The sequence below is a fragment of the Occultella glacieicola genome (assembly GCF_004353825.1).
In the GTDB taxonomy this organism is placed as follows: domain Bacteria; phylum Actinomycetota; class Actinomycetes; order Actinomycetales; family Beutenbergiaceae; genus Occultella; species Occultella glacieicola.
In genome coordinates, this window is record NZ_SMNA01000007.1 from 284,400 (window position 1) to 300,451 (window position 16,052).

Below are 16,052 nucleotides of genomic sequence, written 5' to 3' on the forward strand. Positions count from 1 at the left end.
GCCAACTCTACGCGAGTCGGATCGGGCGGCGCCGGACACCGAACTGGGCGGCCGTGATCGCCTGCAGGAGGTCCTCGGCGCGGACCACCTCGATGGCCGCCGGCGGCTCGCCCTCGAGATCCGTGGCGGCCGGGATGATCGCCCGGGAGAAGCCGAGGCGGGCCACCTCCGCGAGGCGCCGGCGGGTCCCGACGGCGGGGCGCAGGTCGCCCGCCAGGCCTACCTCGCCGATCGCGACCAGGCCGTCCACGAGCTCGAAGTCCTGCCGGGCGCTGACCACTGCGAGGGCGATGGCCAGGTCCGCGGCCGGTTCGATCGCCCGCGCGCCGCCGACCGTGGAGACGTAGATGTCCATGCCGGAGGTGTCGATGCCGGCCCGGGAGCCCAGGACGGCCAGGGTCATCAGCACCCGCGAGGACTCCACCCCGGCCGTGGTGCGGCGTGGGTTCGGCATCACGGTGCGGTTGGTGAGCGCCTGGATCTCGGTCGGCATGGGCCGGCGCCCGTCAAGAGTGACGGTGACGCAGGTGCCCGGCACCGGGTCCCGCTTCCCGGACAGGAACAGCCCGCTCGGATCCGCCAGCGAGTGGATGCCCGTCTCGGTGAGGCTGAAGCAGCCGACCTCGTCGGTGGTGCCGTACCGGTTCTTCACGGCCCGTACCATCCGCAGTTCGGCGTGCTTGTCCCCCTCGAACTGGCAGACCACGTCCACCAGGTGTTCCAGGACCCGCGGCCCGGCGATCGACCCGTCCTTGGTCACGTGGCCCACCAGGATCACCGGCGTGGCCGTGCGCTTGGCCACCGCGATCAGTGCCGCCGCCACCTCCCGCACCTGGGACACGCCGCCCGCGGAACCGTCCACCTGCGCGGACGCGATCGTCTGGACCGAGTCGATGACGAGCAGGTCGGGGGTGTGCGCCTCGATGTGCCCGAGCACCGTACCGAGGTCGGTCTCGGCGGCCAGCAGGAGGCCGGGACGGATCGCACCGATGCGTTCGGCGCGCAACCGGACCTGACTCGCCGACTCCTCACCGGTGACGTAGAGGACCTTCGACCCGGCCTCCGCCGTGCGGGCCGCCACGTCCAGCAGCAGGGTCGACTTGCCCACCCCTGGTTCGCCGGCGAGCAGCACCACGGCCCCGGGCACGATCCCGCCGCCGAGGACCCGGTCGAACTCCCCGACGCCGGTCGGCCGGTACCGGGCCTCCTCCGCGTCCACGTCCGCGATCGGCTGCGCCGGACTCCGCAACGGCGCGGCGACGGCGGTCCGCGGGCCGGTCGCGACGGCGCCGGCCTCCACCACCGTGCCCCAGGCCTGGCACTCACCGCATCGGCCCACCCACTTCGCCGTGGTCCAGCCGCACTCGGTGCAGCGGTGGACGGGACGCTGGGCGCGGGCGGTCGAACTCATGCATCCGACGGTAGCGCCCGGTCACGACAATCCGCCGTCAGCGACGCGGCGCTGTGCACCGCCGCGCCGGGCAGGCATCGGCACCGACGCACTCGCCCACTGGCGCGTCGCGCGAGACGTCGCCGCGGACCCCGCGATAGTGTGGGGACCGCTCTTCCGGCGTGGCCTACGCCGAACCTCCTCGGGTCGACCCCAGCTCGGTCCACTGCACAGTTGCGCACCGGAGGCAAAGGGACTCGGTCTCAGGTCGCCGTCGTCGGACACTCTGACGCCGTGCACCGGGCACCGCTGGGGGGACCGGGGCAGGGCACCGGAGTTGGATATGACGACCGACCGAGCACTCAAGAACAAGATCCGGGACCGGGCCGCACGCACCGGCGAGTCCTACACGGCCGCGCGCCGGCACCTCGTCCGCGACGAGGCGCAGTCCCGCGAGCGCCACGGTGCCCAACCCGACCAACCCGACCAACCCGACCAACACGTCCAGCCGGACGGTCCGTCGGTGCGGCTGGCGACCGCCCAGACCACGCCGCGCGAGGACCCGGGCGACGCCGCCGCCTTCGCCGCGGCCGGCGACGAGGTGGTGGCGTTGATCGACGACGCGGCGCGGTTGGAGGCGAGACTGCTGCACCTGCCGGAGGCGGCCCTGTGCTTCCCCTCGAAGTGGCTGCTCTCCAGTGTTCCGGGGGAGGTCGCCGAGGCGGACTGGACGAAGTTCGCCTGGGACGCTCAGGACCTGGCCCTCACGCGGATCCGGGCCCGGGCCGCGGACCGGGGCGTGTGGGTGGTGCTCGGTGCCGTCACCCACGGCGGGGCCGACACAGCGCGACCGCACCTGAGCCTGCTCGTCATCGACCCGACCGGGCGGATCCACACGACCTACCAGGAGCGGCTGCTGTCCCGGACCAAGGCGTCCTACCTCTACGAGGCCGGCACCCGCTCGACCCTCTTCGAGGTCGACGGCGTCAGGTTCGGGTGCACCTCCGGCCTGGAGATCCTGTTCCCGGAGGTGTACGGCGACTACCAGGCCCTCGGAGCCGACTGTGTCCTGTACTCCACCGCCGGGCCGGGCGAGCCCGAGGCCGCCGGCACCCTGGCCTCGTCGGCGCTGGTGGCGGCACGCCACGACGGGCTGTGGATCAGTTACGCCGTGCACAGCGACAAGGCGGCGCACGAGCCGGCGGGCCTGATCGACCCGAACGGGAGCTGGCGGGCGCGGTGTGAGGCCGTCGACGCGCCGGGGCTCACCGTCGCCACGGTGACGGCGCGGCCGGAGGACGGGGCCCGGCAGTGGCACCGCTGGACGTCGCAGGCCTACCGCGCGGGCCGGTCCGAGGCGGGTGTCTGACCCATGGGTGGGCCCGGCCCGGGCAGAAGTGGCCCTAGTCTGGTCCGGACCTACCCGAAGGGACGTTCATGGCCGCGATCGGCAAACTCGAGCTGAACCGGCGCACCGTCACCATCGGTGTGTTGGTGATCGTGGTGGTGGCGGCGGTCACCGTTTTCGTGGCGATGTTGACCTCGGACCGTGGCGGCGCCGCGTCGGCGCCGACCACGACCGTCACGACCACCGGGCCGGTGCCCACCCCGCAGACCGAGCCGATCGCCCGGGACACCGCGACGGCTCTGCTCGCTGCGCTCCCGGACACCGTGCTCGGCTACGCCGTCAGCGCGCAGGTCGCCGACGAGGCGATGGTCGCCGCCGGCGCGATCGAGGGCTGGCAGCTCACCTACACCGGTGCCGACGGGGACGTCACGGTCCGGCTCGGCCAATGGGAGACCGCCGACGAGGCCGCCGCCGCGCTGCCCGGACTGGCCGCCGCGGACGGCGCCGAGGTCGTCGAGGAGGGCGAGGTCGAGGCCGCGGGTGCGCCGGCCGGGACGTTCCAGATCCTCTCCGTCGACGGCGCCGGCCGGGCCGCGTGGACGAACGGCACCGTCGCGATCGTGGTGGACGGACCGGACGCCGACGAGGTCCGGGCCGTGTACCTGGCCTACCCGCTCTGACCGCGCCGTCGGCCGGTCAGCAACCAAGGAGGGACACCGACGTGGCACAGCAGAACGAGACGGACGTCGCCCTGATCGGCGCCGGGGTGATGGGTGAGGCGATCCTGTCCTCCCTGGTCGGCGCCGTCGGTGCCGACCGGGTCCGGATCAGCGACGGCCGCGCCGAATACGGCGCCGCCGTGGCCCAGCGGCACGGCGTGCGCTGGTGCGCCACGAATGCCGAGGCCGTCGACGGCGTCGGTGCGGTCGTGATCGCGGTCAAGCCCAAGGACGTGGGCGGGCTCGTGGGCGGGCTCGCTGGAGTCCTGGCCGACGAGGCGCTGGTGGTCTCGGTCGCGGCCGGGATCCCGACGGCGTTCCTCGAGTCCCGGCTCGGCGCCGCCAATCCCGTGGTCCGGGTGATGCCCAACACGCCCGCCACGATCGGTCAGGGGGTCAGCGCTCTCAGCGCCGGGTCGCACGCCACCGCCGAACACCTGGAGCGCACCGAGGCCCTGCTCGCGGGCACCGGCACGGTGCTGCGCGTGGACGAGGCGTACCAGGACGTGGTCACCGGGATCTCCGGGTCAGGCCCGGCCTACGTCTTCTACCTGATCGATGCCCTCGCCGAGGCCGGCGTGGTCGGCGGGCTCAGCCGTGAGGTGGCCCTGGATCTGGCCCGTGCGACCGTCGCCGGCTCCGGTGCGATGGCCCTCGCCTCCGGTGAGCACCCGGCGATCCTGCGGGAACGGGTCTCCTCGCCTGCGGGCACCACGGTGGCGGGCGTGCGCGAACTCGACGAGCGGGGTGTGCGGGCCGCCGTCATCGCGGCCGTGGACGCCGCCCGGGCGCGCTCCGTGGAGCTCGGCCGCGACCTGACCTGACCGGCGAGCCCCGGCGGGCCCGAGGCGTACCGCCCCCTCGGGCGGCGCGATGGTGAGAGTGCTGAAGCGGCTGCCACAAGTGCACTCTCGCGCCGCGCTCGCGCCGGCCTCGCGCGCGGCTCGGGCCGGGAGTGTTGAAATGGCTGCCACAAGTGCACCCTCGAGCGGTGCGGCGGCTGGAGACGCTCAGGGTCGCCGCGCGAACTTCTCCAGCAGCACCGTGTCCCCGGACAGGATCAGCGTGTCCGCCGCGTCGATGCGGGTGTTCTCGGTCGCGTACTCGAACGGCTGACCGGGCGGCTTCACCCCGATGACCGTGATCCCGTACTTCTTGCGGATCTGCGACTCCCCGACCGTGAACCCGTGGGTCTCCTGCGGCGGACGCATCTTGACGATCGTGAACCCGTCCTCGAGCTCGATGAAGTCGAGCATCCGCCCGGAGACCAGGTGCGCCACCCGGGCGCCGGCGTCGTGCTCGGGGTAGACCACGTGGTGGGCGCCGATCCGCTGCAGGATTCGGCCGTGCTCGGCCGAGATCGCCTTCGCCCAGATCAGCGGCGTACCCAGATCCACGAGGTTCGCGGTGATCAGCACACTCGCCTCGAGCGAGGTACCGACCCCGACCACCGCGATCGGGAACTCCTTGGCACCTAGCTGGATCAGCGCGTCGGCGTTCGTGGCGTCCGCCTCCACGAGGGGCAGCCGCCCGCTCCAGGTCTGGACCAGATCAGGGTCCCGCTCCACCGCGAGCACATCGCGGCCGAGCTCGTCCAGGGTCACCGCGAGCGAGGCGCCGAAGCGACCCATCCCGATCACCAGCACCCCGGCGTCGGTGGCACCCTGCACACCCTTGGACGTGTTCCCACGTGCTCTGCTGTCAACCAATGATCGGCCTCTCCTCGGGCATCCGGATGACCCGGCGTCGTTCACGCAGGGCCAGCGCGGCGGCAAGTGTCATTGTCCCGGTGCGGCCCGCGAACATCAGCACGACCAGCACGTAGTGCGAGGACGTGGGCAGGTCCGCCGTGATCCCGGTGCTCAGTCCGCAGGTCGCGAACGCCGAGATCACCTCGAACAGGATCACGTCCAGGTGCAGGTCCGTCTGCACCAGCAGGGCCAGGGTGGCCAGGCCCACGAACGTGGCGCCGATGAACGAGACCGCGATGGCGAGCCGCACGATCGTCAGCTCGATCCGGCGCCCGAACGCCTCGATGTCGCGGTCGCCACGGGCCTCGGCGACGATGGCGAGCAGCATCACGGCGAACGTGCCCACCTTGATCCCACCGCCCGTGGACGCACTGCCGCCGCCGACGAACATCAACGCGTCCTGCATGAACCAGGTGGCCTCGCTCATCTGACCGACGTCCACCGTGGAGAACCCGCTCGAGCGCGGCGTCATCCCAGCGGTCAGGGCGCCGAGGATCCGGTCGGCGACCGGCAGCTTCCCCAAGGTCGCCGGGTTGGTCCACTCGAAGGCGCCGATGAGCAGGGCGCCGAGCGCGAACAGTCCGGCGCTGGTGATCAGGGTGAGCTTGGCGTGCAGGGTCCACCGACGCGGCTGGCGCAGGTTCGTGGCCACCGACAGGATCACCGGGAACCCGAGCGCCCCGATGAAGGTGCCGACGATGATCGGCAGGCACATCCACCAGTCGCCGACGTAGTCGTACAGGCCGCCGGGGATGATCCCGATGCCGGCGTTGTTGAAGATCGAGACCGCCAGGAACCACCCGTTCCAGGCCGCGGAGCCGAGACCCTGCCCCATCGCCAGGAACCGGGGGATGAGCACGAGCGCGAGCACGGCGGTCAGGCTCAGGGAGGCGACGATCACCGCCCGGATCAGGGTTCCGACCTCCCCGAGCCTGGTGGTCTTGGTCTCCTGGGCGGCGAGCATCCGCTGGGTCAGCCCGATCCGGCGGGACACGGCGAGCCCGAGGATCGAGGCGAGCGTCATGACGCCGAGCCCGCCGACCATGATCGCGAACATGATCACCACGTGGCCGAAGGTGGACCAGTACGTGGCCACGTCCACGATCGTCAGGCCGGTGACGCAGACCGCCGAGGTGGCCATGAACAACGCGTCCATGAACGGCGCGGACTCGCCGGACGTGGTGGCGATCGGAAGGGACAGCAGGGCGGTGACGACCGCGATCACCCCGACGAAGACCATCAGCGTCAACCGTGCGGGCGAGCGCCGGGCGATGGCGTCGACGGCGTCGCGTCCGGCGCGCAGGAACGCCGGGATCTCTCGCGCCACCTGCTCTCCTCACCGCTGCGCCGACGGACCGGACCCTACTGTGCCACCAATGGCCCGGCGTGGCGTTACGGTGAGGCATGACCACGCCGCCCGCGTCCGTCGCGCTCGCTTGGAGCCCGGACCTGCTGGGGTACGACTTCGGTGTGGGGCATCCGATGGCACCCGCCCGGTTGCGGCTCACGATGGACCTGATCCGGGCACTCGGCCTGCTGGACGCGCCCGGGGTGCGGGTGCTCGAGACCGGCGAGGCCGGGGACGACCTGATCGCGACGGTGCACGACCGGGACTTCATCGCCGCGGTCCGGGCCGGTGGAGACGGGCTGCCGGACCCGGTCCGGGGCCTCGGCACCACGGACAACCCGGTGTTCCCGAGGGTGCACGAGGCGTCCGCACGGATCGTCGGGGCCACGGTCGCCGGCGCGGAGGAGGTCTGGTCCGGCCGCTCCCGGCACGCGGTCAGCCTCGCCGGTGGCATGCACCATGCGATGTCCGCGGCGGCATCCGGATTCTGCATCTACAACGACGTCGCGGCCGCGATCGGCTGGCTGCTGGCACACGGCTGCGAGCGGGTGCTGTACGTGGATATCGACGCCCACCACGGCGACGGCGTGGAGCGGGCGTTCTGGGACGATCCGCGGGTGGTCACCGTCTCGGTGCATCAGAGCGGCGAGTCGCTGTTCCCCGGCACCGGGTTCGCGCAGGACGTCGGCGGCCCGAACGCACGCGGGTCCGCGGTGAACGTGCCGTTGCCCGCGCACACCCCGGACGTGCCCTGGCTGCGTGCCATCGAGGCGGTGGTGGGCCCGATCGCCGCGGAGTTCGCCCCGCAGGTCGTGGTCAGCCAGCACGGGTGCGACACCCATCGCCGGGACCCGCTGACCACCATGGACATCTCGATGGACGGGCTGCGCGCCGCGGCAGCCCTGATCGGGGAGGTCGCCGACACCCACGCGGGCGGGCGGTGGCTCGCGACCGGGGGTGGTGGGTACGACATCCTGTCCACGGTGCCGCGGGCCTGGGCGCACCTGGTCGCGGTGAGCGCCGGGCTGGACCTGCCGGCGTCCACGCCGGTGCCCGCGTCGTGGCGCGAGGAGGTCGCGGCGATCTCGGACCAGGACGTACCGGCGACCATGGGCGACGGCGTGGAGGTGGGCTTCCGGCCCTGGGTGGATGGTTTCGACCCCGACGACCCGGTCGACCGGGCCATCATGGCGACCCGCCGCAGCGTCTTCCCATGGCACGGTCTTGACCCGCTCACGGCGTGAGTTGGGGCCGTTGGATTCCCGAACCGGCCGCTGACCCCCTAGGATTTACTTCTGTGCCACGGTGGGGCCGTTCCGACGCGCCACCGCCCGGCACCACATGACAGTGGGTGTGTCCGCCGACGGACACCGCGATCGGGAGAGGTGAGCGACGTGGCCGAGGCCGAGCCGCCGCGCTTCCTCACCGTGGCCGAGGTCGCCGAGCTGGCCCGGGTGTCCCGGATGACCGTGTACCGGATGGTGCACGCGGGCGAGCTCCCCGCGATCCGGGTCGGCAAGTCCTACCGGGTGCCGCAGGCGGCCGTGCAGGAGCTGCTCTCCGACGGCCTCGGTGCCTGGGAGGGGACCGGAACCGGGCGCTGATCCATACCCGGTAGGATGACCCCCTGATGTAGTGCTGATGTGTGTCAGCGCGTGCGCCCCGAGAAGTTCGGGCGTCGGCCGAGCACCCGTCGTTAGTTCTCTGTTCATCCGAGTCCGCCTCGAGGTCGGGTCGGAGCCGCACGGCTTCCGCTCGCGCTCACGGCGGGTCTCATCCCAGTCGTAGCGAGGTCCCATGGGTTCAGTCATCAAGAAGCGCCGTAAGCGGATGGCGAAGAAGAAGCACCGCAAACTGCTTCGCAAGACGCGTCACCAGCGCCGCAACAAGAAGTAGCGTGCCGGGCGCCCAGCGCCCAGCAGTCGGCCGAGACCGGACCGTCCGGCCGGGCCCGGACATCGTGATGTCCGGTCCCGGACGGGATGTCCGGTCGTCGCGGGTTCGGGCCCGACGGCGCAGGCTCAGGCGCGTAGGCGCCGCACCACGGCGCGGGTCGCCACAGCGCCCACCCAGACGGCACCGGCCCAGGAGGCGGTCCGGACCCCGCGACGGACGTCCCGCCGTCGGCGGCGGAAGTCCCGTACCTGCCAGCCGCGCTCGCCGGCGACCCGCCGCAGCCGCGCGTCGGGGTTGATCGCGAACGGGTGCCCGACCAGGCTCAGCAGCGGCGCGTCGTTGACCGAGTCCCCGTATGCGGACGAGGCCGCCAGGTCGAGACCCTGCTCGTCGGCGATCCGGCGGGCGCCGTCGGCCTTGTGCTCTCCGTGCATCATGTCCCCGACCAGGCGGCCCGTGTAGAAGCCGTCCTTGGACTCGGCGACGGTGGCCAGCGCGCCGGTAGCGCCGAGCCGGCGGGCGACCAGCTCGCCGAGCTCCCTGGGTCCGGCCGTGATGATCCAGACCTGGTCCCCGGCCGCCAGGTGCGACTCGATCAGTTCCCTGGTGCCGGGAAAGACCCGGTCCGCGAGCACCTCGTCATAGACCTCGTCGGCGATGGCGGCCACCTCGGCGACCGAGTGGCCCTTGATCAGCCCGAGCGCGCGCCCCCTGAGGTCGTCGATGTGGCTGAGCCGCTCGCCGAAGGTCAGGTAGTAGACCGTGTGGACGCCGAAGAAGGCGATGTCGCGGCGGCGGAAGAAGCCGCGCTGGAACAGTCGCCGGGCCAGGTGGTATGCCGATGCGCCACGGATGATCGTGTTGTCCACGTCGAAGAACGCGGCGGCCCCGGTGGCCTCGCGCTCGGATGGCTGGTCGGCGGACACCACCTCACTGTAGTCATGACGAGCTCGCGCCGGCCGCTGCCGGGACGACGTGCCAGCGCGTCCCGACCGCGGGCGACGGCGGCCCTCGATAGCATGTTCGGCATGGCCGAGACACCCGCGACCGACGGGGCCGCACCACGGGTCACGCTGTTCAGCCGGCGGGACTGTCACCTGTGCGACACCGCTCGACGCGCGGTGCGTGCGGTCTGTGAGCCCGACGGCGTCGCCTGGGCCGAGGTGGACATCGACACCGATCCCGGGCTGCAGGACCGCTACGGCGAGCTCGTGCCGGTCGTGACGGTCGACGGGGTGCAGGTGGGCTACTGGCGGATCGACCCGGAGCGGATCCGCTCGGCGCTGCACTGACCCCGGTCCGGTCCGGGCCACGTGCCCGCCCATCGGTCCGGCCTCCGGCGTCGAGATAGGACCGGACTCCTCGAGATCACCGCTGCGCAGGGGCGATCTCGAGATTGCACGTACGAGGTCACCGGCGCGGAGCCGAGCCGCGGACGACGACGGAGCGCAGCCCTGGGGGCTGCGCTCCGTCGGTGCGCTACGTGCTCCGGGGTCGAACCCGGAACGGGTCAGGCGTTGACCGAGGCGGTCTCCTTGACGGCCTCGACCTCGATCGAGAGCTTGACCTTGTCGCCGACCAGCAGGCCGCCACCCTCGAGGGCGACGTTCCAGGTCAGGCCGAAGTCCTTGCGGGAGATCTCGGTGACGGCGGAGAAGCCGACCTTGTCCGCCCCGTCGGCGTCCGCGAGCGCGCCGTTGAACTCGACCTCGAGGGCGACGGGCTTGGTCACGCCGTTCACGGTCAGGTCGCCGTTCACCACGAACTCCGCACCCGAGCCCTCGACGGAGCTGGACACGAAGGTCCACTCGGGCTTGTTGGCCGCATCCCAGAAGTCCGGGCTGGTCAGGTGGCCGTCGCGGCCCTCGTTGCCGGTGTGCACGGAGCCGGAGGCGATGGTGACGTTCGCGGAGGAGTCCGCGAAGTCCTCGGCGACCGTGAAGGAACCGGAGAACTCGGTGAAGCGGCCCTTGACCTTCGCGATGCCCGAGTGACGGACCTGGAAACCGACCTCGCTGTGGCTCGCGTCGATGACGTAGGTACCGGCGGGGATGACATTGCTCATGCTGGTGTACTCCTGGGTTCGGTGAGGTATTGCTTGAACGAGTAGTTGAACGTTGTAGTAATGAGGATGCCGGAGACCTAGGCTGATGTCAAGGGGCTCCACCGAACATGACCGGGGCGCACGCAGAAGGAACAGGTCGTATGACACAGACGCCGATCGACACGCCGACCCAGACGCCGCCGGGCGCCGAGGTCCGTTGGCTCGATGCCGAGCAGCAGGCCGCCTGGCGGGCCCTGCTGACGGGCACCTCGGTTCTCTTCGAGGCGCTCGGCCGTGATCTTGAGCACGGCACGGGCCTGAGCCTCCACGAGTACGAGGTGCTGGTCCGGCTGTCCGAGGCACCCGGTCGGGTGCTCCGGATGTCCGTGCTCGCCGAGGAGCTCGTGCACTCCCGCTCGCGCCTGACGCACACGGTGAGCCGGATGGAACGTGACGGGCTGGTGTCCCGGTGCAGCAGCTCCCAGGACGGGCGGGGCGTTGACTGCATGCTCACCGACGCGGGCATGGCCCGGCTGGAGGAGGCCGCACCCGTGCACGTGGCCTCGGTCCGCCGTCGGCTGATCGGCGCGCTGTCGAGGGAGCAGCTCCTCGATCTCGGCGTCGCGTTCAACCAGATCGACGACGCGGTCCGGGCGCACCGGAGCTGACCGACTGCGCGGAGCACACCGGAAACTTTGCGAGACTGGGGCCATGTCGCGTACCACCGTCCACCTGCTGCGCCACGGCGAGGTCAACAACCCCGATCGGGTCCTCTACGGGCGCAAGCCGGGCTATGGGCTCTCCGAGCGTGGCCACCAGATGGCCGAGCGGATCGCGGACGTGTTCACCGTGCGGGGGGCGGACCTGGTGCACCTGGTCGCCTCGCCGCTGCAGCGTGCCCAGGAGACCGCCGCCCCGCTGGCCCGGGCGTTCGGCCTCACCGTGCGCACCGACGAACGGGTGATCGAGGCCGAGAACTACTTCGAGGGCTCGACCGTCGGCCGGAACCCGGCGCAGTTGCTCAACCCCGCGCACTGGGCGAAGCTCATCAACCCGCTGCGCCCGTCCTGGGGTGAGCCGTACACCGAGCAGGCGGCGCGGATGTTCGCGGCGATCCGGGACGCCCGGAGTGCCGCGGACGGTCACGAGGCCGTGATCGTCTCCCACCAGCTCCCGATCTGGGTGGCCCGCAGCACCATCCTCGGCAGATCGATGCTGCACGACCCCCGCCGGCGCCGACTCACGCTGGCCTCCCTGACCACGCTCACGTTCGAGCGGGGCACCCTGCTTGCGGTCGATTACACCGAGCCCTGCGCGGACCTGCTGCCCGATGCGACGACGGCGGTGCTCCCGTGAGGCGCACCCGGCCGGCCGGCCGCGGGACCCGGCGGCGTGCGCCGCTCGCCGCGGCAGCGCTGGTCGCCGCCGCGCTGATGCTCGCCGGCTGCGCCGGCGAGCCGGCGCCGTCCGGGACCGGCGAGGTGAACCAGGGGTCCTACGTCAATGGTGACGGTTCCGTGCAGGCCTGGGCCGCGGCCGACCGCGGCGACCCGGTCGAACTCGCCGGAGTCTCCTACGCCGACGAGCCGATCGACGTGGCGGACTGGCGAGGGGACGTCGTGGTCCTGAACTTCTGGTACGCCGCCTGCCCGCCGTGCCGGGCCGAGGCGCCGGACCTGGCCGCGATCTCGACCGACTACGCCGACCAGGGCGTGCACCTGCTCGGCGTGAACCACACCGATGACGCGGGCACTGCGCAGTCCTTCGAGCGCCGGTTCGAGTTGCCCTACCCGAGCCTCGACGACGCCGAGGCCGCCGGGGTCGCCGCGATGCAGGGTGCGGTCCCGCTGAGCGCGATGCCGAGCACCGTGGTCCTGGACGGCGAGGGTCGGGTCGCGGCCCGGATCATCGGGATCGCCGACCCGACCGTCCTGCGCGGGATCATCGACGACGAACTCGCCGCCGGCGCATGAGCGCCCGGACGCGGCCGGCCGGCACGCCATGACCTGGCTCGAGGAGCTCAGCCGCACGTTCGCCGAGACCGTGTTCTCCGGTTCGATGCTGGCCGCGGTGCCGATCGCCCTGCTGGCCGGGTTCGTCTCGTTCGCCTCCCCGTGCGTGCTGCCGCTGGTACCCGGCTACCTCGGCTACGTGGGCGGGATGGTGGGCGCGGACTCCGGCGGACCCACCCGCGGTGGTGCGAAGGGGTCGAGCGGATCGAGGGCGCGCCTGGTGGTGGGCATCCTCGGGTTCGTCGCCGGGTTCACGTTGGTGTTCGCCGTGATGACCCTGGCGCTGACCTCCGTCGGCCTGTACCTGTACCGCTGGCAGGACCTCATCACCCGGGTGCTCGGGATCCTCGTGCTGTTGATGGGCCTGGCGTTCCTGGGCGCGGTGCCGTTCCTGCAGCGCGAGCGCCGGTTCCACATGAGCCCCCGGGCCGGGGTCTGGGGAGCGCCGCTGCTCGGCATCGTGTTCGGCTTCGGTTGGGCCCCGTGCATCGGCCCCACGCTCGCGGCCGTCCAGGCGCTCGCGATCGACGGCGGCGACCTGGGCCGGGCGATGACCCTGGTGATCGCGTACTGCCTCGGCCTCGGCCTGCCGTTCGTGCTCGTGGCTCTCGGGCTGAAGTCGTCCGACCGACTGATGGGCTTCCTGCGTCGGCACCGGCTGGCGATCATGCGCCTGGGCGGTGGCCTGCTCGTGCTGCTCGGCCTGGCCCTGATCACCGGGGTCTGGGCGTCGCTGGCGAACTGGCTGCAGGGCTTCATCGACGGATTCGTGACGGTGATCTGAGTGGCCACCAGGTATGAACCCGAGGGTCTTGCCACGGCCGACGAACGCGTCGATCCGGGCCCGAAGGCCGGATCGCGCGGCTCCGCCGGCGGTACCGGCGCTTCGGGCGGCCGGGGGAGCGGGGCGCCCCGGGGCGGGGCTGGCCTCGGCGTGCGGGGCTGGCTGCGGTGGATGTGGCGGCAACTGACCAGCATGCGAGTGGCGTTGCTGCTGTTGTTGCTGCTGGCCGTGGTGGCCCTGCCGGGCGCGTTCTTCCCGCAGCGCAGCGTCGACCCGAACGCGGTGCAGCAGTACTTCCTCGACCATCCGGACACCGCGGAGTTGTTGGACTCGCTGCATCTGTTCGACGTGTACTCCTCGCCGTGGTTCTCCGCGGTCTACCTGCTGCTGTTCGTCTCCCTGATCGGCTGCATCGTGCCCCGCACCTGGGTGCACCTGAAGAACCTGCGCGCCGAGCCGTCCCGGGTCCCGAGCCGGTTCACCCGGTTCGAGGTCCGTGGTCAGACCCGCGCCCTCGGGACCCCGGACGAGGTCCGGGAGCGGCTCCGGGTGGCCCTCGGCCGCCGGTACCGGCGCCGGCTCGCCAGCGAGCGTGGCAAGGCCGCCGACGGCGCAACGAGGACCGCGCTGACCATCTCCGCCGAGCGGGGCTACGGCCGGGAGACCGGGAACCTGGTCTTCCACCTGGCGCTCGTGGGTCTGCTCGTGGTGACCGCGTGGGGGCAGCTCGTGCACTATCGCGGCCAGGTGGTGCTGATCGAGGGGGACACGTTCGTCAACGCGCCGCTCGACTTCGACTCCTTCGACACCGGCAGCTGGTTCGGTCCGGAGTCCCAGGAGCCGTTCCGGGTCCGCCTCGACTCGTTCGAGTCCGAGTTCACGGTCGACTCCCAGCCGCGGGAGTTCATCGCCGGGGTCACGCTGACCACGACGGACGGCAGCACCCGCACCGAGGACATCCGCCTGAACCATCCGCTGGAGACCAACGACACCCGCGTCTACCTCACCGGGAACGGGTATGCCCCCCGGTTCACCGTGACCGACGGCACCGGCGAGGTGGCGTTCTCCGGGGCCGTGCCGTTCCTGCCCACCGCAGACCCGAACTACACCTCCAACGGGGTGGTGATGGTGCCGGACGCGAACGACGGCGAGCACCAGCTCGGCTTCAACGGGGTGTTGCTGCCCACCGCGGCCGCGGACGAGGAGGGGAACCTGACCGGGTCCGCCTATCCCCAGCCGTTCGACCCCGCCGTGGTCCTGAACGTCTGGGTCGGTGACCTCGGCCTGGACAGCGGCGTGCCGCAGAACCTCTATCTGCTGGACACCACGGACATGGACCAGGTCACGACCACCGAGGACGGAACCGAGTCGCCCCTGCAGGTGACGCTGCGGCCCGGTGAGTCGGCCGAGCTGCCGGACGGGCTCGGCACCATCACCTTCGAGGACCTGCCGCGGTTCGCCGCGTTCGACGTGCGCCACGACCCGTCGATCGTGTGGATGGGTGTGTTCGCCGGCCTCGCTTTCGCCGGCCTGGTGGCGTCCCTGTTCCTGCCGCGGCGACGCATCTGGGTGCGACTGGTGGAGGGTACCGACGGGGCTACAGTGGTGTCGGCCGCGGCCCTGGCGCGCGGCGACGATCCCGGTCTCCAGCGCGAGCTGGACCGGGTCCTGGCGGTGCTCGACGACGATCGGCCCGCGACGACGGAGGAGGACCGATGAACAGCGATCTCGGCGACATCAGCACCCTGCTGATCTATGGGGCGATGGCCTCCTACGTGGTCGCGATGATCGCGTTCGCCGTGGACGTCAGTGCGCTCGGCATCGGGGCCCCGAGGGACCGCCGACGCCGTGCCGCCGGGATCGGCATGGCCACGATGTGGCTCGGGGCCGGGCTCCAACTGGTGGCGATCGTGGTCCGCGGACTGGCCGCCGGGCGGGTGCCGTGGGCGAACATGTACGAGTTCACCCTGATGTTCACGTTCTTCGTGGTCGCGATCTTCCTCGGCCTGCAGACCCGCAGGGACGTGCGCTATCTCGGTGTCGGGGTCTCGATGCTCGCGTTCCTGGCGCTGATGCTCGCCGTCACGGTGCTGTACGTCGAGGCCGACGGCGTCCAGCCGGCACTGCGCAGCTACTGGCTGGTCATCCACGTGTCCGTGGCCACGCTCGCCACCGGGCTGAGCGGGTTGGCGGCGATGATCTCGGTCGCCCAGCTGGTCAAGGCCCGCACCGAGCGGGCCGGGGCCCGCGGCGGGCGGGCGCCGGTCACCGCTGCCGCGACGTCCACGGCGACGGCGGAGGTCACCTCGGGCGCGACGGCGGACCTCGGTCCGGGTGCGACCGCGACGGCCGTCGCCGAGACGACGACGCCGAAGCAGCCCCGCGCGACGTTCGGTTCGCGGATCATCGAGGCACTGCCGCCGTCGGCCAACATGGAGCGCCTCGCCTACCGGCTCAACGCCGTCGGGTTCGTGGCGTGGACGTTCACCCTCGTGGCCGGCGCGATCTGGGCCGAGCACGCCTGGGGCCGGCCCTGGGGCTGGGACCCGAAGGAGACCTGGACGTTCGTGATCTGGGTCATCTACGCGGCGTACCTGCACGCGCGAGTCACGACCGGCTGGGCCGCGGAGAAGTTCGCCTACTTCGCGCTCGTCGGGTTCATGGCGGTGCTCGCCAACTTCTACATCGTGAACATCTTCTTCAGCGGCAAGCACTCCTACGCCGGCCTCTGAGCGGGCTCCGAACCCCCCGAGCGTAGGG

18 protein-coding genes are annotated in these 16,052 nt (G+C 71.8%); 13 read left to right on the forward strand and 5 right to left on the reverse strand.

The features are described from left to right. Window positions 1–7: 7 nt before the first annotated feature. Entirely contained in the window at window positions 8–1,411 is a 1,404-nt protein-coding gene (gene radA / locus EXU48_RS16285) for a DNA repair protein RadA (RefSeq protein WP_133108723.1), read from the reverse strand. Window positions 1,412–1,733: 322 nt separating this feature from the next. On the opposite strand from radA, the gene EXU48_RS16290 reads away from it, so the two are divergent. The 3 genes from EXU48_RS16290 to proC all read left to right on the forward strand — a co-directional run bounded on the left by EXU48_RS16290 (window position 1,734) and on the right by proC (window position 4,281). Then, window positions 1,734–2,759 carry a carbon-nitrogen hydrolase family protein gene (locus tag EXU48_RS16290; RefSeq protein ID WP_165962857.1) on the forward strand — a complete coding sequence of 342 codons (1,026 nt, stop codon included), beginning with the start codon at window positions 1,734–1,736 and terminating at the stop codon, window positions 2,757–2,759. A 68-nt stretch (window positions 2,760–2,827) separates the two neighbouring features. After that, on the forward strand, window positions 2,828–3,418 hold the full coding sequence (locus tag EXU48_RS25135; protein ID WP_165962858.1) for a hypothetical protein: 591 nt from the start codon (window positions 2,828–2,830) through the stop codon (window positions 3,416–3,418). Window positions 3,419–3,459: 41 nt separating this feature from the next. Beyond that, window positions 3,460–4,281 carry a pyrroline-5-carboxylate reductase gene (gene proC / locus EXU48_RS16300; RefSeq protein ID WP_235857072.1) on the forward strand — a complete coding sequence of 274 codons (822 nt, stop codon included), beginning with the start codon at window positions 3,460–3,462 and terminating at the stop codon, window positions 4,279–4,281. Between the two features lie 186 nt (window positions 4,282–4,467). Here proC and EXU48_RS16305 read toward each other — a convergent pair whose 3' ends face one another. Both EXU48_RS16305 and EXU48_RS16310 read right to left on the reverse strand, forming a co-directional pair. Continuing rightward, window positions 4,468–5,166, reverse strand: a complete 699-nt coding sequence (locus EXU48_RS16305; protein ID WP_268958185.1) for a potassium channel family protein — start codon at window positions 5,164–5,166, stop codon at window positions 4,468–4,470. After that, on the reverse strand, window positions 5,159–6,535 hold the full coding sequence (locus EXU48_RS16310; protein WP_235857073.1) for a TrkH family potassium uptake protein: 1,377 nt from the start codon (window positions 6,533–6,535) through the stop codon (window positions 5,159–5,161). The genes EXU48_RS16305 and EXU48_RS16310 overlap by 8 nt, the downstream gene beginning before the upstream one ends. A 77-nt stretch (window positions 6,536–6,612) precedes the next feature. Between EXU48_RS16310 and EXU48_RS16315 the strand changes: the two genes are divergently transcribed. From EXU48_RS16315 to EXU48_RS16325, 3 genes are all read left to right on the forward strand, one after another. After that, window positions 6,613–7,800: an acetoin utilization protein AcuC gene (locus tag EXU48_RS16315; protein ID WP_133108725.1), complete on the forward strand. Its 1,188-nt coding sequence runs from the start codon at window positions 6,613–6,615 to the stop codon at window positions 7,798–7,800. Window positions 7,801–7,950: 150 nt separating this feature from the next. After that, the gene (locus EXU48_RS16320; protein ID WP_133108726.1) at window positions 7,951–8,160 is read left to right on the forward strand and encodes a helix-turn-helix domain-containing protein; all 210 of its coding nucleotides are present in this window, start codon (window positions 7,951–7,953) and stop codon (window positions 8,158–8,160) included. A gap of 193 nt (window positions 8,161–8,353) precedes the next feature. Continuing rightward, entirely contained in the window at window positions 8,354–8,452 is a 99-nt protein-coding gene (locus EXU48_RS16325) for a 30S ribosomal protein bS22 (protein WP_003792170.1), read from the forward strand. 125 nt (window positions 8,453–8,577) lie between these two features. Here the strand turns inward: EXU48_RS16325 and EXU48_RS16330 are convergent, their stop codons facing one another. Continuing rightward, complete coding sequence (locus EXU48_RS16330; protein WP_133108727.1) at window positions 8,578–9,378, reverse strand: HAD family hydrolase; 801 nt, start codon at window positions 9,376–9,378, stop codon at window positions 8,578–8,580. A gap of 102 nt (window positions 9,379–9,480) precedes the next feature. Here EXU48_RS16330 and EXU48_RS16335 point away from each other — a divergent pair, with 102 nt between their 5' ends. Next, on the forward strand, window positions 9,481–9,744 hold the full coding sequence (locus EXU48_RS16335) for a glutaredoxin family protein (RefSeq protein ID WP_207947778.1): 264 nt from the start codon (window positions 9,481–9,483) through the stop codon (window positions 9,742–9,744). 218 nt (window positions 9,745–9,962) lie between these two features. Here EXU48_RS16335 and EXU48_RS16340 read toward each other — a convergent pair whose 3' ends face one another. Next, entirely contained in the window at window positions 9,963–10,517 is a 555-nt protein-coding gene (locus EXU48_RS16340; protein ID WP_133108728.1) for a YceI family protein, read from the reverse strand. A gap of 140 nt (window positions 10,518–10,657) precedes the next feature. Between EXU48_RS16340 and EXU48_RS16345 the strand changes: the two genes are divergently transcribed. The 6 genes from EXU48_RS16345 to ccsB are packed head-to-tail and all read left to right on the forward strand — an operon-like array spanning window position 10,658 to window position 16,024. Beyond that, entirely contained in the window at window positions 10,658–11,164 is a 507-nt protein-coding gene (locus tag EXU48_RS16345; RefSeq protein WP_133108729.1) for a MarR family winged helix-turn-helix transcriptional regulator, read from the forward strand. Between the two features lie 43 nt (window positions 11,165–11,207). Next, window positions 11,208–11,852 (forward strand): histidine phosphatase family protein, encoded by a 645-nt coding sequence (locus EXU48_RS16350; protein ID WP_133108730.1) that lies wholly within the window; start codon window positions 11,208–11,210, stop codon window positions 11,850–11,852. Further along, complete coding sequence (locus tag EXU48_RS16355) at window positions 11,849–12,469, forward strand: TlpA family protein disulfide reductase (protein ID WP_235857074.1); 621 nt, start codon at window positions 11,849–11,851, stop codon at window positions 12,467–12,469. The genes EXU48_RS16350 and EXU48_RS16355 overlap by 4 nt, the downstream gene beginning before the upstream one ends. Before the next feature lie 28 nt (window positions 12,470–12,497). Further along, window positions 12,498–13,292, forward strand: a complete 795-nt coding sequence (locus EXU48_RS16360; RefSeq protein ID WP_133108731.1) for a cytochrome c biogenesis CcdA family protein — start codon at window positions 12,498–12,500, stop codon at window positions 13,290–13,292. Continuing rightward, complete coding sequence (resB, locus tag EXU48_RS16365; RefSeq protein ID WP_235857075.1) at window positions 13,293–15,011, forward strand: cytochrome c biogenesis protein ResB; 1,719 nt, start codon at window positions 13,293–13,295, stop codon at window positions 15,009–15,011. Beyond that, window positions 15,008–16,024, forward strand: coding sequence for a c-type cytochrome biogenesis protein CcsB (gene ccsB / locus EXU48_RS16370; RefSeq protein WP_235857076.1), 1,017 nt, complete (start codon window positions 15,008–15,010; stop codon window positions 16,022–16,024). Before resB ends, ccsB begins: the two co-directional genes overlap by 4 nt. Window positions 16,025–16,052: the final 28 nt, after the last annotated feature.